Origin of the sequence: Lederbergia wuyishanensis (assembly GCF_022900255.1) — a bacterium.
GTDB classification, from domain to species: domain Bacteria; phylum Bacillota; class Bacilli; order Bacillales; family Bacillaceae_C; genus Lederbergia; species Lederbergia wuyishanensis.
Genome location: NZ_JALIRM010000002.1, coordinates 188,849 through 209,637 on the forward strand (window position 1 = coordinate 188,849; position 20,789 = coordinate 209,637).

Here is a 20,789-nt window from a genome sequence, read left to right on the forward strand (position 1 = left end):
AACTCCACAGCCTTTCTCACATTCTATAAATAATCCTCGTTTGCACCTTCAAACTTTTTGTTTACAAAGAAATGTTATCTACAACTAGCCTACCCGTTCTTTCAAGAAGAAATTCTTAATAGACTTAAAGCTTTGTCAATTACATTCTTATAATCCACCCCTGTTATAGCCCATATTCCTTTACTGCTTCTAACATAGAGGGTAATGCTCTGGTTATATTTAACCAGAATACAAGATTGCCCATTCAATACGACTTTTTCCATTGTAAGTGTTCCTTCATCCGCCACTGTATGTGCTAATTCTGGAACATCAGGCATTAATAACCAACCTAATCTGAAAGAACCATTGCAATCTTCTACCCATTTCCAACCATAGGAGTTCTCATAGATTATCCGATTATCACTTGTTGTTTCGCAAGGAATACCTTTAAGGGGAGGGCTATGTGCAGGGTGTCTTTCTAACTTGATAACATTTACTTTTAGATTTGTATTTTCTAGTGTACTTACAATCTCATAACCCATAAATCCACGAAGATTTTGAAAAGAAAATAACTCTTTTAGTGACGGAACATCCCATTTATGTCTTTCTTCATCTGTTGTATTTTGGTCTAATTGAGGGATTCGATAAACACCACCAAAAGGAATTACTTGATTACCATATTTAAGAGGTTTACCTTGACGCAATAACCACCTATCCATCGCTACAGCCGCTAACATTTTTGGTTGAAAACCTAATTTTATAGCTTTTACACTTAATTTGTATGCTTGCCACCAATCTTCTAATGCTTCACCATGTTGATAGATAATCGCTGCATGTATAAAATCAATTGCAACTGTAGCACCACCATTATCAAGAATAATTTCAACTTCATTTCGCCTTTCTCTATCACGTTCTATTCTATCGTGGGGCATTGTTCTAAGGTCATGTTGGTCCTCTTCGAATAATTGTTTTAATTTCACATTCAAATCTTGATTCTCCCTAAAATTAGTAATTACCTATATTAATCTATACATCAACAATGTCTACACATCTTCAACTATCTACCGTTTTGCTTAATAACTTCAACAAAAAAAGCCTTAATCCTTCTTCGATTAACGTCCACTTTCCCTTTATAAATGTCTATACACCGTCTGAAGTTCAATTTTTTTACTATCCTTCTATAGTCGTTCAAGCATCGATTTATTAATAACGTTAAAAAATATTATTTTACACCCTTTAATTTTCAAGTTAAAAGTTGGACATATTATCTGCAGGAGGTGATAAAGTGGCTGACAAAAAGAAAACTTCTAAACACATTGAAAAATACAGTAAATTAGACAGATACAAAAACGATCGACATAATGATAATGCCAGGGCAGCAGCAGCTTTTGAACCAGAAACCCCAAGAATTAATACAGATAATCTTTAACAGTAAATGTATTGTTTAAACAGTTGAAATAGCATACCGAGTAACAAACAATACAACACCTCTCAACGCTTGGGTTTAGTTCCAAGCTTACTAATTCTAATACGCTTTTATTTCACTCTAGCTCCGTTAGTTCAAAAAAATGAAACATAAAGGGAGAAAAATTCTCCCTTTTCGTGCTGCCATAAAATTTTTTACTTCAACGAAAAAAACTATGAATCACATTCCAACTGAAATGTAATCCATAGTTCCTTATGTTAATGGCATTGATTACCAAGTCATTTTGCTTCGGAATATACTCTTTTCCTGTCGATGATATCTCTGGGCTTTATTCTTTTCCTTCGAAAGAGCAATACTCGCTGTAAATTCTTCTATAGCATTAATGGCAAACCTCACGATCGAGCCGCCACCCATCACACCAATTTTGATAGTTTCCATGATTTCGTCGATGTTTGCCCTGGCATTTTTGAAACCCTCCAAGTGATAGCAAATGCATCATCGCAACGGCTGACTATTAATATGTCTAATCCCATAAAAGTGTACTTACCCTAACTGGCGCTTAAATTGTTTACTGGCAAAGAGGTAAGCGATGACCATGATGCCGAAGCACCAAGCAAGCGCGATCCAGATATCGGTGCCAACGGACCCGTCATTCAAGAGGGCACGAATCGCATTCACGATTGAAGTCACAGGCTGGTTCTCAGCGAACGCACGGACAATTTTAGGCATGGTTTCGGTGGGGACAAATGCCGAACTGATAAATGGCAAGAAAATCAGCGGGTATGAGTAAGCTGTCGCCCCTTCCATAGACCCCGCTGTCAAACCGGGAATGACCGCCAGCCATGTCAGCGCCAGCGTAAAGAGCACGAGTATCCCAGCTACCGCGAGCCAATGCAGGATATCAGCGCTGGAACGGAAGCCCATTAAGAGCGCTACGAAGATAACAACCACGACAGTAAACACATTGGAAACAAGCGAAGTCAACACATGAGCCCACAATATCGACGAGCGCTTGATAGGCATGGTAATGAAACGCGCCATCAGTAAGATTCCCGGCAATAAATAATTAACGTAGTTGTCCGTTCCTGTCTCTATGGCGCCGCCGAATACATAGACAAACAGCAGCATCATCATAATCGGTGTAATCGCCACCGTGATAATCGTATCCGGGCTTCGCATAATGTTGCGCATTAAACGTCCTTGTAATACCCTTGTTTTACTTTTCATTTACTTCTCCTCCTTTTTGCCTATAATCGCGAGGAAAATTTCCTCCAATGTCGGCTGCTTCTCGATGTACTCCACTTTCACTGGCGGGAACATTTCTTTGAGTTCGGTAAGGGTACCCGTCGTGATGATTTTTCCGCCCTGCAGGATGGCGATACGGTCTGCCAGTTGTTCGGCTTCCTCCAAGTACTGGGTCGTCAGCAAAATGGTCGTCCCGCTGCCGGCAAGCTCCTTAATGGTATCCCAGACTTCAATACGCGCTTCGGGGTCAAGCCCTGTCGTCGGTTCGTCGAGAAAAACGACTGCTGGCGTCCCAATCAGGCTCATGGCGATGTCGAGCCTGCGCTTCATCCCGCCGGAATATTTGTCTGCCCGGCGGTTGGCCGTGTCACGCAGGCTGAATCTTGCAAGCAGATTGTCGGCGACTTTGGCGGGATTGGAAACTCCCCGCAACTTTGCAATCATCATCAGGTTTTCCCGCCCAGTGAGCATGCCGTCTAAAGCTGAGAACTGCCCTGTTAGGCTGATGCTCTGACGAACATAATCCGGTTGATGCTGGACGTTAAAACCGCAAATACCTACTTCGCCACCATCAGGCTTCATCAGCGTAGAGAGGATGTTAACTGTCGTCGTCTTGCCCGCTCCATTTGAGCCAAGCAGCGCAAAAATTTCACCACGCTGCACCTCAAAATTGACTCCCTTCAAGACTTCCTTGTCTTTAAAAGATTTTTTTAACCCTTTTACAGAAATCGCTGTATTGTTCATACTTTTTTCCTCCTTATATAAAGCGTAACAATTACCAGTCGAGCGCCGTGTAGAGATAGATTGCCTCCACTATTTAGCATTACTGATAATCAGTATTACTTACTACTGAGTTAAAAATATAACTGAATAACATAAGTCATATTTGTTACTAGCTATTCAGTCAGTATTATCAATTGAATTTATTTTTTTCCAAATCTCTTCATGATACTCTGATTCAAATCTTCACGATACTTGGCGACATAGGTTCTAGCGTTTGCCACTAGTTCGTCGGCAAAGGACGCCACGTCATCCCCAGTGATTTCCAACACTTGTCTGCCTTCCACCGCACCGGCTTCGAACAAATCGATTAATTCATACTGCATGCGCAGCATATCCATCCCGTTACCTGCTGAGAAATTCCACATGTAGTTTTGAATTTTCTTAAATACAAACTGGTAGTCCTCTGGCAAAGCTTCAACTCGTGCCATCATCATTTTATATTCTTTTTTATCACCGATTATTTTTTTGAACAGTTCCATCATGTTATTTTCCTCCTTTTTTATAACGCTGAACAAGACCCTCCAAAAATATCGGATGGGATTATCATATGAAGTTAGTTTGACTTCAAGACATTAATTTTCGATGTTACAAAATCCCATTTTTTCCAAAACAATTCAAGTTCCTGTCGACCAGCCTCATTAAGTGAGTAAAACTTGCGGGGCGGCCCCATATCAGAAGGTTTCTTTACCATGTTTACCAGATTTTTCTTTTCCAATCGCACGAGGATGGTGTAGACAGTCCCTTCCACAACTTCGGTAAACCCAAGCTGATTCAGGCGGCGGGTAATCTCATAGCCATAGGTTTCATGACGGCTGATGATCTCAAGTACACAACCTTCCAACGAACCCTTTAGCATTTCAGTTAAATTTTCCATGTTAGGAGCCTCCTCTATTCTGTCTGACTTATAATCAGTATAACTTAGTAGCAAGGAAAATTTTTACTCAATAGCTTTTGGGAATCGCACTATTGAGTATTACTTATTACAGGTACATCGTAACACTGAGTAGCATGAGTGTCAACAGTTTTTCTTAAAAATATTTCAAACGACAATTAACGGCTATACAACACCTTCTAAAATTCATATGGTATCTATTTCATTTAAAGGAATAAATACAATGGTTTGACGCTACCCTAAGTTCAATAAAATGAAACATATGATTTCCTATTTTGCATTCTTCGTTGAAATTGTTGATAATAAGTAATCTGTGCAAGAAACAATTTTAAGTCTTTCTGTCTGTAATTCCATCTTCTTACTCCCCGTATACATAATAAGTAAGAGATTAATCAATACTTATTTTTCACCCTTATTGCTTAGAATAAATGATATTATACTTTGATTTAAGGACTCCGTTCGAATATTGTTTCATGTCAACTAATTCTAAATTCAAACGAGGTTTAACACTGCCAAATAGAGGTATCCCGGTGCCAATCATTACAGGGTTAATTTTTAAGACTAATTGATCAATAAGTTTATGTTGAATTAATGAACCAGCCATATTACCTCCCCCACAGAGCCACAACTTTCCATTTTCCTTATTTTTGAGATCTTTTATAAAGCTTACCGCGTTATTTTTAATTAATCTTACTTTATCATTCGATTCAAACTGCATTTTGTTTGAGAAAATATAATGCTTCAAATTATAAGGGCTAGGCTCACCCGGCTTAAGACCGAATTGAAAGCCGTATTCATATGTTTTCCCCCCCATTAATACCGCATCATATTGCTGAATATCGGATATGAAATCTGTAACATGGTCACCCTCATTTAAAAATATAGAATCGTCAGCTACTCCATTCAAATCTGCAATAAAATTGTCAAGTGTTATTGCAATATGATAAATCAATTTTGCCATTTAGAAATTCCTCCTTTTTTAAAAAAACATTCAAAAATATTCTATAAAACTTTTATAATTTCCTTTAAATTCTTGAGATAAGATTTTATTCTTCTTTCACTGCTCAGTAAGTTCATTAAACTTTAATCCCATTAAATTGCCCGATTGTTGAAATAAAGCTAATGGATTGTTCAACTAAACTGCTACGTTCGTATAATAAATGCTTTAGAATAAAAATTTACTCTATATAGTCAATTAAATTTGCTGGAACTGGTTCAAAAATATAAAGCTCAGGGTTATCAAAAGGCTTGTTTTTCAAAAACTCATCTAAAGTATTCATACTTGCCCAATATTGTTTCATTAAATCTTCCTTTGAAGGTACTCCTTCAACAAAACGCCCTCTGCCACCATCATACATATCTTCAATATAAGCAAACAAATCACTTGATATATCAAAGTTAAAAACTAAAATTTTATCACTAAACACAGGAAATCGATAGTAAGGTTTTTCATACCCTTCCAAATCCGCTCTGAAAGCAACTTTAAAATCTATCCATTTTGGTAAATTTTCAGGTCTGAAACGATCTGTTAATTCTGGAAATAAATTACCGCTATTTGAATACCATTTGGTTGCCGTAGTATGATTTAATCCTTTCTTTAAAACGGTTTGGGAACTTATATTTACATCGATATCATTGTGAATGACCATATGATATAAAAACAAACGAGTGCCTCCTTTCCTAAATAAAGATTTGTTACAAAATTCTTCAATTAAACTGCCCCGTTAGTACAATAAGCTACTGGTTTATTAATCAATCGATACCAATAGTTAAATAAGGCCCTAACCTTCAACCATTTTTAAATATGGTATCTCTTCACCATCAACAATTGCGATGTATGCTGGTGTATCTGTTTCGAATATCTTTGTTCCAACTGGCAATCTATTTGCTGTTCCATTTTCAAATTTAGATGCCTTTTCTGCTTGCTTTGTTATTTCGCTTACTTGCTTACCTAATTCATATTCCAGTTTGGTTACCCATTCAACATCTTGTGCATTTGAAAATACATACCCATCAAGTAGAAAAATATCAGCATTATCGTACTTTAAGTATTCTTTAGGCGTTGGATTACTGGTGGGACTACTTATGTAGTCATTTTTACAACCAACCAGAATTATCAGCAAGATACTAAGTGGAAGTAGAATTTTAGAAAAATTCATTATGATACCTCCTTATTAATAACAGACGAAATAATTTTGAAGTAGTTCCATTATTTTTTTATTAAACTACTCTTTTAGAGAAGAACAAAAAAGTTTCTGTCTGTGCGCCAAATACAATTGAAGAGCTTGAACGAGGATTGATAATCCTTAAACGTTTGCTAGATGAACTAACCTAATATTGTTTGCCATACAATAATAATATTGTGTGGCTTTTTTGCGCATGTTATGATGATTCAAATCTAGTTGGCGGTTTTATAGAGGTTTATAGAAAGGTAGGTTAGTCTATGTTACAAAAAGAAAGTGTAGAAGTATTAGACGTTCAAACGGCTTCATTACAAAGCTATATTCATTCTTCAAAAAAACAACAACAATTATATAAAAGAACATTAATTGTTGTTATCATATCCCAAATTTTCGGTGGAGCAGGACTTGCAGCGGGAGTAACAGTAGGTGCACTAATTGCCCAAGACATGTTAGGTACAGATAGTGTAACGGGAATTCCTACGTTACTATTTACTTTAGGGTCAGCAGGGGCGGCACTGTTTGTTGGAAGTCTTTCTCAGAGATTTGGGCGCCGTCCTGGACTTGCGGCAGGGTTTTTAGCTGGAGGTATCGGCGCTATTGGTGTAGTCATTTCTGCATTAACAAATAGCATTCTACTTTTATTTGCTTCACTGCTTATCTACGGGGCAGGATCGGCAACAAACTTACAAGCACGCTATGCAGGAACTGACTTGGCAAACTCAACACAAAGGGCAAAGGCAATTAGTCTGGCATTGGTTTCCACCACATTTGGTGCGGTTGCGGGTCCAAACTTGGTGGATGTAATGGGTGAGTTTGCGATATTCATAGGAATACCCGCTTTGGCAGGTCCATTTATATTAGCTGCTGCAGCTTATATATTTGCTGGTTTAGTAATATTTCTTTTACTTCGTCCTGATCCCTTTATTGTTGCAAAAGCAATATCAGCCTCACAAAGGTCAACCGATAATGTACATGTGGAGAAAAATTCAAATTCATTACCGATAAATAGACGAGGCATTTTTGCAGGAGCTACCGTAATGGTTCTTACCCAATTTGTGATGACGGCCATTATGACTATGACACCCATACATATGGGACACCACGGGCATGGTTTAAAAGAAGTAGGGCTTGTCATTGGATTTCATATTGGTGCTATGTTCTTGCCTTCTTTAATAACAGGTTATCTTGTTGATAAAATCGGCCGTGCTATTATGGCTATAGCTGCTGCTATTACGTTGCTTGCTTCTGGCATTTTAGCTGCTATGGGACCGGCTGATTCAATGGCAACACTAATTATAGCCCTTACTTTACTCGGGCTTGGCTGGAATTTTGGTTTAATTAGTGGCACTGCCATTCTTGTAGATTCAACCCACGCCTCTACTCGGGCAAAAACGCAAGGTTCTGTAGATGTTAGTATTGCTTTGTCAGGAGCATTAGGCGGAGGATTATCTGGAATGGTTGTAGCAGGTTCAAGTTATTCAACATTGTCACTTGTAGGAGGAGTTTTATCCTTATTACTGATTCCAGTATTAATGTGGTCTCGTGGTAGTAAGAAATGAAAATTTTTTGATTACTAAATCATTATTTTTTTGAAGTTACGAGAGCGATTATCCAAAAAAGGCAAGGGCTTTTTGCACTAAAGCAAGACTGATTCCAACTTTATTGTTCAACTACAGGGCCTTATACATTAAATTGATTATATATGTTAAAGATTATTGAAGGATTGTAATTAAATTACAATAAGAAAAGTCGGTTCCTTATTATTGAGGGGCCGACTTTTTTGATTGACATTATCTTTTGGGTTTGCACTTTCTAACTTTTGATTTACTAAAAAAATGTTATTTCTAACTATCGCCCACGTTCGTAAGTACATTTTCACAAAGTTAGCGCAAAATTATTGAAATGTGAATTATTATTAATTGAACTTTTATGAGTAAAAAACTTCATTCGTTACAAATTATAGTTAAAGTAAACTTGTTCTGAGGTGGATATGAAAACATTAAATACCAGTCATTCGAATGAAAACAAATCTTTATTAATATGGAAAATAGCAATAGGGTCAACCATATCGTGGGAAATAGCACAACTCTTGGGTTCTCATCATCCATACCTTGCTCCCTTATCTGTAATACTTTGTGTCCAATCAACTTTTAATAAATCGGTCCGCATATCAATAAAACGTATAGTTGGAACCGTAATAGGTATTTTCGTAACTGTACTAATTACCAGCCATGTAAAAATTACTGGTATAAACTTAGGACTGATAATATTATTGGGCTGTTATATTACAAAGTGGTTAAAATTTGATAAGATTGCCATTCATCATACAGCTATTACAATATTATTTGTCTTCGTATTTGAACACAAAACAAAGCATTATGCTATAGACAGAATGAGAGATACTCTTATTGGAATAGTGGTAATTGTTTTAATCCAATTAGTTTGGAGTCTAATAATGAAACGGAACAAATCACAATAAGTAAGATCTTAAATGTTATTTCAAGCATCGGAAAACCAAGCTTTCTTTAATCGTCGTCTTGTTTTATCCTCTTGATATTATTGATATTAATCACTTCCTCTTCAAAGGTCAGTCAAATATGATTGATCTTTTTACTTTGATGCGCATTAACGATTTGTTAATAACATTTAAAAATATTAATTTACACCATTTTATTTTCAAGGTAAAAGTTGGACATATTATCCGTAGGAGGTGATAAAGTGGCTGACAAAAAGAAAACTTCTAAACACATAGAAAAATACAGTAAATTAGACAGAAACAAAAACGACCGACATAATGATAATGCTAGGGCAGCAGCGGCTCTTGAACCAGAAACTCCTAGAATTAATACAGATAATCTTTAACAGTAAGTGTATTGTTCGAGCATTTGAAATAGCATAGCGAATAACAAACTAATACTACACCTATTAACGCTTGGGTTTAGTTCCAAGCGTTACTAATTCTAATACGCTTTTATTTCGTTCTAGCTCCTATTAGTTCAATAAAATGAAACAGATATAGGCAGAAATAAGAACTAAATAAATATTTACATACTTCTTTTTCTATTTTTCCTCCACATTTTTATTGTACAAAATATAATCATTTTGTCGTATGGATACTTATATTCACATTAGGAATATCGAGCCCATTCTGGTAAGTAGTTTACTACCTCTCGTCAGGTGTAGCATATCCAACATTAATCTCATTAAAAAAGCGTCTCCACTTATTGTAGAAACGCCTCCGTTAGTAAAAAAGCAACTGTTCTTATTAAAAAATCGCCACTAGTTGAATAATGCTTCGTTACCTTTTTATATTCATTAAATCATTAGAGGGCGTAAGATACTCTTTATCAGCTAAGTTAAAAGAGGTTTGCAAACGATTTATTTCTGCATACTGAACTACTTTGCCGTTATTTAGGAATATCAATAAATATATATCATCTCTTGAACTAATATTACTTGGGTCTTTGAAATTAACGCCTACTTGTTTTTCTATCTCTTCTTGTGGAGTATACGGATTTATTAAAAATGCCTTGTCCCATTCGAAATTTGCTAAGTCCTTTATATTTACTTCGCTTTCACTATTATCTGATACCATAATAATAGAAGAATTAATATCTTTTTCTAGTTCTGTGTTTCGTTTGATTTTGTTGCCATTGCATCCAATTAACAATAACAAAGAAAACAAAAAAATAACCATCCGCTTATTCAAATATTACATCTCCTATTTAATTCTGTTTTCCTTTAAAAATATGTATTTAATCTTGACTAATCCTCAATTTTAATATGTTCTATATTAATTATTGTTAATTTTTTTCGTTTCGAAGGCTTATTAAACTAGATTAAGTACAATCCGTCAAAATCAAATCAAATTCATTAAGAAGAGCGTATTTTTTGCTCCTGATAATAGAATAAACTACTGCATATTATATTTGTACTGCGTAGCAAAAAATCCTACTATAAAAAACTTTAACATATACACGTTTTAAGTCTTTTATGAGAAATATTAATTCTCTATCACTTCTTTTACTTCTTCTGACTCAGCAATCACTTCAATCGAAGGTTCTATCCCTGAAAAAACTCAAATTCCATTTCGTCGTATTTCATTTTTCCCTCTCTCGTGTACAGAGATAATAAAGTTGTTTAATTTACAATAAAGTCTTATAAAAAATACGAGTCGTTCTATTCAACAATCGGCCCATATTGTTGAATACGATATGTTAAAATATTGGTAAATTGACAGCAGAATTCACAGACAAGATGTTTTGTCAAAATCCTACAAGACGTTTACAAAAAGTACTATAGCAATGACTAACAAAAAGTATAGGAAAGAAGGTTCTCTATGGGAAAAGTAATGGCTGGTATGACCATGTCTTTGGATGGCTTTATTAATGACCGTAACGGAAGCGCAAGAAAACTGAGTACAGATTTTAAAGAACTTCTTGAGGCTCCTTCTTTTAAGGAAATGACTAAAGACACCGGCGCTGTTATTATGGGCAGGCGTGTGTATGAGATGGCAGACCCATTTTTGTGGGCTAACGATGATTATGAATTCCAAGTTCCCATTTTTGTCTTGACACATACACCTCCAGAAAAGTATCCCAAGGGAAATGACAAACTTAGCTTTACCTTTGTAACTGCTGGCATTGAGAGTGCTATTTCTCAGGCAAAGAAAGCAGCAGGTGATAAGATTGTTCAGGTAATAGGTGGTGCAAGCACCATTCAGCAGTGCCTTAATTCAGGGCTATGCGATGAATTACAGATAGATATTATGCCTGTTCTTCTTGGAAAAGGATTAAGCCTATTTCAAGGTATAGACACAGATAAGCTAGAGCTTGAAAGAACTAAAGTAGATGAAACTACCACTATTAGAACAAGCATTATATTTAAGGTTACGAATACGAGCCCTGGGGTATAGTTGAGCCCTCGGGAGTGCTCAAGAAAGCAGTCTAACCGGTTCTTGTCGCGTCTGAGCCCTGCCCCTGTTTCGAGCGCTGTTAAATAAACCTGGGATTTTTTTATGACTTTATTATTATATCTTTTAAGTATGAAGTATCTCACATCAAAAATTAAACAACTATATTTTTAACCCCGTCTTAAATTCAGAACGGGGTTATGCTTGTTTGGCTTTTAAATTAAATAACTTTATTGTTTGAATTTAAAGGACTACAGCCTCTCATGAAACTTAGGAAGTTTAAGTGTATATATACACATGAAAAGGTATCCAGATACCCATACTAACTTTGGGAGGTAGGCTATCTTATGAAATTCATCTGGTTGTCAGTATTATTATTGATAGGAAGTCAAAACAATCTTCCTGACAATTTAGTCGTTAGTCATGAAGGAAAAATAATTGCAAATGTTAATCGCGTCTATTTTTCAAACCCATTAATGGATATTCCGCTTATTGATCAAAAAAACTACAATGAATTTATTCAAAAACTAGATAAGACCATCTATAAACCGCCAACAAACGCTACTCTGGATAACAATGGTAATATTGTTTCAGAAAAAGTAGGGTATAAACTGGACCATGAGGCGTTCACACGTTTGTTTTATACATATTTTTTCAATAAAGGTTCCTCTTACGTAGAAGCTCCCATGCATACAATATTTCCAAACGTGGACAGCGAACTGCTCTCACATATAAAAGTAAATCGAATTGGACATTATGCTACCTATTTTAATTCAAATAACAGAGAGCGTTCTCATAATATTTTACTTGCAAGTGAAGCAATCAATAACCATGTTGTTTTTCCTGGAGAGACTTTTTCCTTTAATAAAGTAGTCGGAAAACGAACGAAGGAAAAGGGCTATAAGCGGGCACCTGTTATCGTAAAGGGTGAATTGTCGGAGGACATTGGTGGTGGAATATGCCAAATTTCTTCAACGTTGTACAATGCAGTAGATAAAGCGGGATTGACTATTACAGAACGATACTCCCATAGCAAACGGGTTGGCTATGTACCTTCAGGAAGAGACGCTACTGTTAGCTGGTATGGACCCGATTTCCGCTTTACGAACAATTACAACCAGCCTATATTGATTCGATCAAATGTTTACGGTGGAACCGTTAGAATATTGGTGTATTCTTCAGATACCATTAATAATGAGCCACGAAAAATTCCTAGCGCTTCGTATAAGCTTCCAGAAGAGGCACCTCTTGGATCAGAGGTGAATCAGAATCATTAAGTCTTTTCACAAAAACCAGACTAGTCATCTTGGTATCAAAGAAATTTAGATTATAAATTGAGAAGCGAATGAATTTTTGCACTTAAATAGTGCAGTTTAATAAGAAAAGCCTAAATCCCACATCACCATGCTGTGAAATTTAGGCTTCTTCTGTCTAACCTTACCTACATCAAAAGGCAATATAAAAGGAATATTATGAAACAAGTTTTAGTCCTACCGCTGCACCTAGAACCATAGCTATGAAGACCAACCTTTTCCAATCTTTTGATTCACCATATAAAAACATTCCCAGAATGGCTCCTCCAGATGCACCAATTCCTGTCCATATTGCATAAGCTGTCCCCATAGGGAGTGTTTTCATTGCATAAGACAGAAATATGAAGCTTGCCCCAAATCCAAGAACTAATAAAACAATTGATTTCCAATTACGATCCTTATGAAGTTTATTTATCATAGTAACGCCAAACATTTCAAACAATCCTGCTAAGATTAAAGAAACCCACGCCATCAGGAATCAGCCCCTTCTTTTACGTTCTCCTTTGTAACTATTTTCAAACCGATGACACCTATTAGTAATAGTAAAATCAAAAGAATTTTACTTAATTTGAATGGTTCATCAAAAAATATAATTTCAGAAATAACAGTTCCTGTCGTGCCTAATCCTACAAAAACTGCATAAACAGTTCCTACGGGAAGTTTTCGTCCCGCCATAATCATTAAATAGAAACTGATGATGATGGAAATAACTGTCCCAGTCCAAGTCCAAAAATCATTAGCATGTTTCAATCCAATTACCCAAAATACTTCAAAAAAAGCAGCCACAAATACCTTAATCCAGTTTGTATTCATCTAACTAACACCTCCGATTTTATTTTCCCCGGAAAACAAAAAAAGCCTGAGAGATAACTGTAATACAGTTTCTCCCAGGCTTTTATCCTTCCGTGGCACAGCTAAAGCTGTGAGTTTTCTCTCGGACCAGACCAACTTTTAAGTTGCGGAACCCTAGAAAACATTTAAATTATACATTTAACTTATATTTTACACGCAATTCACATCAATTCAAGAAAGAAGTTTTGGAAACAATGTTAGTGCTTGGGAGGTGTGAAGCTTGAACTTTAGGTAACGAGGATAGTTCAATATAGATATGTTATATTTACAATGTTGTTTAGGTTCTAGAAGGGTGTGTATGAATTGGTTTATGCAGTTGTCTTATTTGCCATTGCAGGTCTTGCTGAAATTGGTGGAGGTTATTTAATTTGGCTTTGGCTAAGAGAAGGTAAACCTTTTTATTGGGGTGTTTTTGGTGGGATAGCCTTAGCTTTATACGGTGTTGTTGCTACATTGCAAACATTTCCAACATTCGGCAGAGTTTATGCTGCTTACGGTGGTGTATTTATCGTTCTATCAGTTCTATGGGGCTGGGGCATTGATAAAAAAACGCCTGATTTATATGATTGGTTAGGTGCCGGTATATGCATAGTTGGTGTTACGGTAATGTTGTTTGCACCACGTCAATAACAAACTTTGGTACATTAGTTGATCGAGACCGCCTTTTGATGCCGGTCTTTTCTTTATTTTATTTAGTTATAAATAGACGTAACAGTCAAGTTAGCTCAACAAAGGAATTTAGGGGTAGTTGCAGAATGTTTTAATGTAATTAATTATCTTTTTTCAGTCTATATACCAATATGTAAGGAGTGATTACGATTGCGTTTTGAAAATAGAAAAATATACCCTGATTGCCCAGTTATTACGAGAGAAATAGAAGTTGGGGGATTCACGAAATCGCAGCTTATTAAGAAATTGGAACAAAACTCTATCATGATAAATGAGTATGGAGACAAGTTATTAGCTGATGATAAATTTATCACTACTGATACAAAGTACACTCTCCGGACTGTAGAACTAACCGTTGGTGACCTTGACTTTCCAGATGGAGCTACAACGGTTCAAATCTTTAAAAAAGCGAGCGAACTAGGTTTGGAATTGTGTCCACTTGAGCTGGGACCTTACCTAAGATTAGAATATCTGGATCAGCCTGAAGGTTTTTGGGGGAATCCTTTGCAACAAAATCAAGCCCCATCAGGCTCCATCACAATAGCGTCGGAGATATTGTATGAAGACGATGATTTTCCAAAAGGCTTTTATCTTAGACGAATTAATGGAGTTTTGTGGTTGCGAGGATATCGTGCAGATGATCTACACGTTTGGAATCCTGATGACCATTTTATCTTTTGTCAAACAAAGACCTAAAGCATTCCTATATTAAGTTTGACAACTGCTACTTTACTTCATTGAGGAGTAAAGTCTTTTTCTTTTCAACAGGCAAAATTATTGATGTTTATATCGAGGTTTTTGAAGGATTTATATTTCCTTTATTGAAGTAGTTATATTGAAGAATAGTCTTCCATATATATATTAGATTGATATTCATAAAGGTAGTCTAAAAATTTGAATACTCCAAAGAAGAGCACTCTTATAACTTCTTCGAAACCCCTTAAGTCAGCAGCAGAATAAAATTTTGTCAATACTCAAATCTGAAGGAGAACTCAGAATGAAAGCAATTGTATACAATAAATACGGAACAACTAACGTTCTTAATTTGAAAGAAATAGAAATACCTTTTCTAAAACAAAATGAAGTATTGGTAAAGATTCACGCTGTTTCTATAAATTCCTGGGACTGGGACCTTCTTAGAGGTAAACCATTCCTGGCTCGTCTCGGGGGTCTTCTAAAACCAAAATATAACATTCTCGGTGCTGATATAGCAGGAAGGGTTGAAGCAATTGGTAGCGAAGTAAATCATATCTCTGTAGGGGATGAAGTATTTGGAGACATATCCTGGTGTGGCTGGGGTGGATTTGCGGAATATGTAAGCGCTAATGAAGAGGCATTGACGTTAAAGCCAGCCAATATGACATTTGAGGAGGCAGCTGCGATACCACAAGCTGGAGTTCTAGCTCTGCAGGCACTTCGTGATAAAGGACAAATTCAAGAAGCAAAAAAGGTCTTAATTAATGGTGCTGGTGGAGGTGTTGGGACCTTTGCATTGCAAATTGCCAAATTATATGGGGCTGAAGTAACTTGTGTGGACAGTAAGAAAAAATTAGATACACTTAAATCCATTGGTGCAGACCATGTTATTGATTATACTGAAGAAGATTTTACACAAAAAGGACAGTTGTATGACTTGATTCTGGATGTTGTAGGAACTCGGTCTATCTTCGACTATAAGCGTGTATTAAATCCTAAAGGAACATATGTTATGATTGGAGGCTCCATGTCTCTAATCCTGCAACTATTGCTGCTTGGACCCATCATTTATAAAACTGAGGGTAAGAAAATGGCTATCCTTGTTCATAAACCAAACAAAAATGACCAGAATTATTTAAAAGAACTTTTCATTGCTGGTAAACTTGTACCAGTTATAGATAGACGATACTCATTAAGTCAGGTTGCAGATGCTATTCGTTATCTTGGGGAAGGACACGCCAAGGGTAAGGTGGTCGTCTGCTTGGAAAATAATCAGACTTAAACAAGAAGGGCATTAGTAAAAAAGTGACGATCGCTGCGGCGGTCATTTTTCTTTTTAGATAACGGGGCAGGATCATTGAAATGAAAAAGGCTTACTATTACTGGTGTAAAAATGAAAAACGGGAAGTGTAGAAGATGGATGATGTAATTGGTTACGTAGTGGTTGTATTTCTAATAATCGGCTGTATATACGGTTTAGTAAGACAAATTCAACATACCTTGACTATTCAAAAATCTAATAAAACATTTGTACCTAATGATAACAAGTCATTGTTCGGCAATTATCTAATTAGTGTGTCACTTTTGGGTTTTCTCATTTCTTATATATTAAACGTATTAGTTGCTATGCAAATAATCAAGTTAAGTATAATTACAGCTGATAATACCGCCATTAGTTGTTTTATCTTTCTTCTGGTTCTTTTAATTGCTAAATTTGGAGTTCTTCCTAAAAATCATAGAAAAAATGATTTATTAAATTGATAACAGATTAATTTAATCTTTTTTACTTATCAAGTAACGTATGCGTAATCCCAGAAGGATTAACGCTTTTTTTTGTTTATTAACTTAATATATTCTTCAACTATCGGGTGCAAGGGTTAAAAATTGGGATGGCTACGGCGATCTCTTTTTTTATTGAATCTGATAAATCAATTTAGAATATGATTGCAATCTTTCTACAAAGAACATCATTAGTCGGTTATATTATATTATTTTGTTCAAAATAATAACGTTAATCGTTATTTAATAAAACTGGTTAACTTTAACAAGGTATATTTCAGGAGGGCTTAAAATATGGGTAAATTGGATGGAAAAGTAGCAATTGTAACAGGTGGAGCAAGTGGAATTGGTTTAGCAACCGTAAAAGCTTTCACAGAAAAAGGAGCAAAAGTCGTTATCGGTGATTTCAATGAACAAGGAGGAAAAGCCGTTGAATCTGAATTAAAAACGAATGGATCAGATGTTTTATTTGTTCAACTGGATGCAGGTAATGAAGAATCTGTTAAGAACCTAGTGGCAAAAACAGTAGAACATTACGGTAAATTAGATATCATTGTGAACAACGCAGGCATCGGCAGTTTAGGGGAAGTACATGAGATGTCATATGATGACTATCATAAAATCATCAGAGTGAACCAAGACGGTGTCTTTTTCGGCACGAAATATGCTATTCAAGAGTTTTTAAAAACTGGCGGTGGCGTGGTACTGAACACAGCTTCTATTTTAGGAGTTGTAGGCGAGCCAGGTGCATTTCCGTATGCTGCATCAAAAGGGGCAGTAGTTCAAATGACAAAAGCCGCTGCTTTACAATATGCTACTCGAAACATCAGAGTGAACGCTGTAGCTCCTGGTTATATTGAAACAGCTCTTGTGAACAAGGAAGCCTTAGGAGAGTTCTATGATGGACTTGTAGCGAGACACCCTATCGGAAGACTTGGGAAACCTGAAGAAATCGCTCATGCATTTGTTTTCTTAGCTGAAAATGACTTTACAACTGGAGCGACTATACTTGTTGACGGTGGATATACCGCACAATAATCACCCCCATTTTAAAGAACCATTTTCGGATGGTTCTTTTTTCATTAGTGTTTGATTTAAGAAATCAATATTATACAGTCAACCTTTTTCTATTATGAAAATAATGATTGTGATAAAATGCACTTAAACTATAAGGTATATTAATCGAAGAAGGATTAACGCTGAAATTATTAAGCTAATATGATTATTCGCGCCTTAAAGGTCAGATTCAATTACAATTGGATCGAGTCTATTAAATAGTGCGTTAATCGAAGAATAATGATGATTAAAGGGCCAAATTCCTACCAATCTTTTAACAGTCCTTTTTAATATTCACATTTTCTAGCACTGATTTTTATAAAGTTCAAGATACTAAAGTTTTCTATTTTTATTAATGTGTCGATTTTCAAGATTCCAGTTCGTTGTATTTATAAAGAGGTCGATTTTTGCCTCTAAAAAAGGAGGAAATTTTTATGATGTTTATGTTGATTGTCAAAGCCTCGAAGAATTCGGAAGGCGCAAATCTCCCGGATCCAGAGCTCATGGAAGCCATGGATAAGTACAATGAGGAATTAGTTAAGGCAGGCGTGCGGGTTATGGCTAAAGGACTTCATCCAAGTTCAAATGGGATTCGCATTTCTTTTCCGAAACCAGGGGAAAAGCCGGTGGTTACGGATGGCCCATTTACAGAAACAAAAGAATTGATTGCCGGGTTCATTCTGATTGAGGTGAAGTCTAGGGAAGAAGCCATCGAATGGGCAATGCGGATGCCGGACCCGCAGGGATATGGGGAAGGTCAGATTGAATTGCGTCAAGTATTTTAGACGTCGGAGCTGACCGAGAATCCGGAAGATTGGCCAAGGAAGCATAATTACGCAAGAAATCCGAGAAGAATTAATGCACGCTCTTTTGATCAACAACTGAAGATAATTATTGGTTGCGGCTCTTGTTGCTTATTCCACTAACGGGAACGAGCAAAATGCAATATTGAGCTGCTTTTTCTTTTTTCAACTAAAGGGTTGAGGTTAAGAAGGAATTTGTTCTATATTTCTTGAATATCTAGTGTAATTGAAAAGTTAGTAATTAGAGAAGTGAGGGAGTTTGTTACGATGATAAAAGGTTTCGGGGGAATATTTTGGAGGACTAAAAATCTAGATGCAACAAGAAAATGGTACAGTAATGTGTTAAAGATTGAGATTGAAAATTGGAATGGGACTATTATTAAACCTCAATCAGGAAATGAAACGATCTTTTCTTTCTTTACTGAAGATGACAGTTATTTCCCCACAGAACAGCAAGTGATGTTAAATTTTCAAGTTGATAATCTTAACGAGACTATTGAGCATCTTGAAAAAATTGGTGTACCTCTTGCAAAAGAAAAAGAGATTAGTGAATATGGTAAGTTTATTTGGATTGAAGATCCTGATGGTAGACTGATTGAGCTATGGGAGAAATAACGCGTTGTAAATATTCTTAACTTGGTGAAAGAACTGGTGCTTAAGCGAAACAAGGAGCTGTAGTAGAGGCTACTTGTTTATGTTTAAGGTTATTTAAATAAGACGGGAGAGAAATGTTTGGAGAAGAAAGAAAGTGTTCATGTGGCTAATGAGGGTCATAAGTTGTTTTCTGCCTTTATAGACTACTCATTAGGAATTTTTATTAGTTTTGTTCTTGGGTTTATGTGGTCGAAGGTTTATCAAACATGGGCGATTGTTTATAGAGATAGTCAATATGACAATAATCAACTTAATTATTGGATTCCAGATTCTCCACCTACTTGGATAACTGCAACCGAAAGTCCTAATTCTTTTACAGTGTCTGTTATAATTTTCTTTCTTATAGTAGGTATCATATTTACCTTTTGTCTCAGAAAAAGATATAAGAGTACAACCAGGTGAAATATTTACGATTCCAGCTAATACAATGCATCGAACTCGTTCAAATGAACACTGATTTGAAAAAACAAGTAATGATATAAACGGATAAATAATTAGACAATAAACACATATTAATTTCACTAACAAGGCTGTTTCATTATCCTTGTTTTCTTAATTCTAATAAGAGTTGCTGTGGCGACTCTTTTTCCTATTCTACGAACTGGCCGGTTAATGAGTAAAAAAGGATAATACATCTATTTATGAAATATAAATAAGGAAGTATTACGAAAAAGCAAAATAGACAAAAAGTGCAAAATAAAAAAGCGTCACTTGGACGCTTCAAAAAATAGGGGATTTTATCTATAAACAAACTATTGTATTATTTTTCTTCAGGGTTATTAAGGTGTAAAGGAGGAGGAATTAACCACCCTTTTTCCTTATTCAATTTCAAAAACTTTCCACCCAATAGAGCCTTTGCTGTGTGAAATTGTCCAAACATCATTCCAATATCCTCACGAATGCTCTGTCCCATTAATTGACTACAAACAACTAGACCAGCTGCGATGTCCATAGATAATGCTGCGCTAATCTCTGGGTCCATAAATCTTGCCCCTGCTGGGATACTTTCAAGATCTGCTTGTGGTCGCTCAGGAGGTGCAGGTGGAGGAACAACACCATTAGCTTTTAATAATTCTTCGGTTTGATTAATTTCTTGTTTTAATCCCTGAATAGAGTCCTCTATGAGGCTTTTTAAATCGCTGTCACCAGTGTGATTTAACATAATTTGATATCCAACAAGATGACCTTTTGCAGCAAGTAAATAACTCCAGACACCAAATACTTCACCATAGTGCATTGGTTCATCTTGCGGATTTCCACTTAAAATTCCCATAATAGCACTCCTTATCATATTGATTTTCATAATTTTCTCCTTAACAAGGAAGTATTTCCATTGATTAGTGTGTGGCTTTTTGTCTGGAATATTCATTTGTTTTTAAAATTATTAGTGAATAATGCTGAGGCAATATACAGCAACCTTTGTGCTTTACTACAAATGTGTAGCAGCTTTTTTATATTGTCTACTTAATGACAAAAATATTTGTTTATTCTTATGAATCTTGTAGTGGGAATACTTGGAGGGAGATAAGGAAGAATTGTTTGAAGAA

The 20,789-nt window shown here is 35.9% G+C and carries 25 protein-coding genes and 1 riboswitch; of the genes, 13 read left to right on the forward strand and 12 right to left on the reverse strand.

Annotated features, from left to right (window positions below; translation table 11 throughout):
- Positions 1 to 101 precede the first annotated feature (101 nt).
- On the reverse strand, positions 102 to 965 hold the full coding sequence (locus MT489_RS07090; protein WP_244680834.1) for a hypothetical protein: 864 nt from the start codon (positions 963 to 965) through the stop codon (positions 102 to 104).
- Between the two features lie 299 nt (positions 966 to 1,264).
- On the opposite strand from MT489_RS07090, the gene MT489_RS07095 reads away from it, so the two are divergent.
- Positions 1,265 to 1,408 (forward strand): hypothetical protein, encoded by a 144-nt coding sequence (locus MT489_RS07095; RefSeq protein ID WP_244680835.1) that lies wholly within the window; start codon positions 1,265 to 1,267, stop codon positions 1,406 to 1,408.
- A 540-nt stretch (positions 1,409 to 1,948) separates the two neighbouring features.
- Here MT489_RS07095 and MT489_RS07100 read toward each other — a convergent pair.
- The 7 genes from MT489_RS07100 to MT489_RS07130 all read right to left on the reverse strand — a co-directional run bounded on the left by MT489_RS07100 (position 1,949) and on the right by MT489_RS07130 (position 6,484).
- Complete coding sequence (locus tag MT489_RS07100) at positions 1,949 to 2,632, reverse strand: ABC transporter permease (protein ID WP_244680836.1); 684 nt, start codon at positions 2,630 to 2,632, stop codon at positions 1,949 to 1,951.
- Positions 2,633 to 3,394: an ABC transporter ATP-binding protein gene (locus tag MT489_RS07105; RefSeq protein WP_244680837.1), complete on the reverse strand. Its 762-nt coding sequence runs from the start codon at positions 3,392 to 3,394 to the stop codon at positions 2,633 to 2,635.
- A gap of 179 nt (positions 3,395 to 3,573) precedes the next feature.
- Positions 3,574 to 3,915: a DUF1048 domain-containing protein gene (locus MT489_RS07110; RefSeq protein ID WP_244680838.1), complete on the reverse strand. Its 342-nt coding sequence runs from the start codon at positions 3,913 to 3,915 to the stop codon at positions 3,574 to 3,576.
- A gap of 71 nt (positions 3,916 to 3,986) precedes the next feature.
- The gene (locus tag MT489_RS07115; protein ID WP_244680839.1) at positions 3,987 to 4,307 is read right to left on the reverse strand and encodes a PadR family transcriptional regulator; all 321 of its coding nucleotides are present in this window, start codon (positions 4,305 to 4,307) and stop codon (positions 3,987 to 3,989) included.
- Positions 4,308 to 4,737: 430 nt separating this feature from the next.
- Positions 4,738 to 5,286 carry a dihydrofolate reductase family protein gene (locus MT489_RS07120; protein WP_244680840.1) on the reverse strand — a complete coding sequence of 183 codons (549 nt, stop codon included), beginning with the start codon at positions 5,284 to 5,286 and terminating at the stop codon, positions 4,738 to 4,740.
- Between the two features lie 217 nt (positions 5,287 to 5,503).
- A complete protein-coding gene (locus tag MT489_RS07125; protein WP_244680841.1) occupies positions 5,504 to 5,989 on the reverse strand; it encodes a hypothetical protein in 486 nt (161 codons plus the stop codon).
- Between the two features lie 117 nt (positions 5,990 to 6,106).
- Complete coding sequence (locus MT489_RS07130; RefSeq protein WP_244680842.1) at positions 6,107 to 6,484, reverse strand: hypothetical protein; 378 nt, start codon at positions 6,482 to 6,484, stop codon at positions 6,107 to 6,109.
- Positions 6,485 to 6,768: 284 nt separating this feature from the next.
- On the opposite strand from MT489_RS07130, the gene MT489_RS07140 reads away from it, so the two are divergent.
- The 3 genes from MT489_RS07140 to MT489_RS07145 all read left to right on the forward strand — a co-directional run bounded on the left by MT489_RS07140 (position 6,769) and on the right by MT489_RS07145 (position 9,370).
- Positions 6,769 to 8,067 (forward strand): MFS transporter, encoded by a 1,299-nt coding sequence (locus tag MT489_RS07140; RefSeq protein WP_244680843.1) that lies wholly within the window; start codon positions 6,769 to 6,771, stop codon positions 8,065 to 8,067.
- A 431-nt stretch (positions 8,068 to 8,498) separates the two neighbouring features.
- The gene (locus MT489_RS22415) at positions 8,499 to 8,987 is read left to right on the forward strand and encodes an FUSC family protein (RefSeq protein ID WP_370876373.1); all 489 of its coding nucleotides are present in this window, start codon (positions 8,499 to 8,501) and stop codon (positions 8,985 to 8,987) included.
- A gap of 239 nt (positions 8,988 to 9,226) precedes the next feature.
- Positions 9,227 to 9,370, forward strand: a complete 144-nt coding sequence (locus MT489_RS07145) for a hypothetical protein (RefSeq protein ID WP_244680844.1) — start codon at positions 9,227 to 9,229, stop codon at positions 9,368 to 9,370.
- A gap of 436 nt (positions 9,371 to 9,806) precedes the next feature.
- Here the strand turns inward: MT489_RS07145 and MT489_RS07150 are convergent, their stop codons facing one another.
- On the reverse strand, positions 9,807 to 10,217 hold the full coding sequence (locus MT489_RS07150; RefSeq protein ID WP_244680845.1) for a hypothetical protein: 411 nt from the start codon (positions 10,215 to 10,217) through the stop codon (positions 9,807 to 9,809).
- Between the two features lie 630 nt (positions 10,218 to 10,847).
- Here MT489_RS07150 and MT489_RS07155 point away from each other — a divergent pair.
- Positions 10,848 to 11,423, forward strand: coding sequence for a dihydrofolate reductase family protein (locus MT489_RS07155; protein WP_244680846.1), 576 nt, complete (start codon positions 10,848 to 10,850; stop codon positions 11,421 to 11,423).
- Positions 11,424 to 11,767: 344 nt separating this feature from the next.
- Positions 11,768 to 12,697 (forward strand): VanW family protein, encoded by a 930-nt coding sequence (locus MT489_RS07160; RefSeq protein ID WP_244680847.1) that lies wholly within the window; start codon positions 11,768 to 11,770, stop codon positions 12,695 to 12,697.
- Between the two features lie 193 nt (positions 12,698 to 12,890).
- On the opposite strand, the gene MT489_RS07165 is transcribed toward MT489_RS07160, so the two are convergent.
- Positions 12,891 to 13,205 carry a DMT family transporter gene (locus MT489_RS07165; protein ID WP_244680848.1) on the reverse strand — a complete coding sequence of 105 codons (315 nt, stop codon included), beginning with the start codon at positions 13,203 to 13,205 and terminating at the stop codon, positions 12,891 to 12,893.
- Positions 13,205 to 13,546, reverse strand: a complete 342-nt coding sequence (locus tag MT489_RS07170) for a DMT family transporter (RefSeq protein WP_244680849.1) — start codon at positions 13,544 to 13,546, stop codon at positions 13,205 to 13,207. The genes MT489_RS07165 and MT489_RS07170 overlap by 1 nt, the downstream gene beginning before the upstream one ends.
- Positions 13,547 to 13,615: 69 nt before the next feature.
- Positions 13,616 to 13,714, reverse strand: a riboswitch (guanidine-I (ykkC/yxkD leader).
- Between the two features lie 174 nt (positions 13,715 to 13,888).
- On the opposite strand from MT489_RS07170, the gene MT489_RS07175 reads away from it, so the two are divergent.
- The 7 genes from MT489_RS07175 (at position 13,889) to MT489_RS07205 (ending at position 19,203) form a co-directional block, all read left to right on the forward strand.
- Entirely contained in the window at positions 13,889 to 14,215 is a 327-nt protein-coding gene (locus tag MT489_RS07175) for a YnfA family protein (protein ID WP_244680850.1), read from the forward strand.
- A gap of 189 nt (positions 14,216 to 14,404) precedes the next feature.
- Positions 14,405 to 14,950, forward strand: a complete 546-nt coding sequence (locus MT489_RS07180; protein WP_244680851.1) for a helicase — start codon at positions 14,405 to 14,407, stop codon at positions 14,948 to 14,950.
- A gap of 301 nt (positions 14,951 to 15,251) precedes the next feature.
- On the forward strand, positions 15,252 to 16,232 hold the full coding sequence (locus MT489_RS07185) for an NAD(P)-dependent alcohol dehydrogenase (RefSeq protein WP_244680852.1): 981 nt from the start codon (positions 15,252 to 15,254) through the stop codon (positions 16,230 to 16,232).
- Between the two features lie 134 nt (positions 16,233 to 16,366).
- A complete protein-coding gene (locus MT489_RS07190; RefSeq protein ID WP_244680853.1) occupies positions 16,367 to 16,711 on the forward strand; it encodes a hypothetical protein in 345 nt (114 codons plus the stop codon).
- Between the two features lie 312 nt (positions 16,712 to 17,023).
- Positions 17,024 to 17,767 (forward strand): SDR family NAD(P)-dependent oxidoreductase, encoded by a 744-nt coding sequence (locus tag MT489_RS07195; protein ID WP_244680854.1) that lies wholly within the window; start codon positions 17,024 to 17,026, stop codon positions 17,765 to 17,767.
- 452 nt (positions 17,768 to 18,219) lie between these two features.
- The gene (locus MT489_RS07200; protein WP_244680855.1) at positions 18,220 to 18,570 is read left to right on the forward strand and encodes a YciI family protein; all 351 of its coding nucleotides are present in this window, start codon (positions 18,220 to 18,222) and stop codon (positions 18,568 to 18,570) included.
- Positions 18,571 to 18,855: 285 nt separating this feature from the next.
- Positions 18,856 to 19,203, forward strand: a complete 348-nt coding sequence (locus MT489_RS07205) for a VOC family protein (protein WP_244680856.1) — start codon at positions 18,856 to 18,858, stop codon at positions 19,201 to 19,203.
- A gap of 799 nt (positions 19,204 to 20,002) precedes the next feature.
- On the opposite strand, the gene MT489_RS07210 is transcribed toward MT489_RS07205, so the two are convergent.
- On the reverse strand, positions 20,003 to 20,515 hold the full coding sequence (locus tag MT489_RS07210; protein ID WP_244681008.1) for a DUF3231 family protein: 513 nt from the start codon (positions 20,513 to 20,515) through the stop codon (positions 20,003 to 20,005).
- Positions 20,516 to 20,789: the final 274 nt, after the last annotated feature.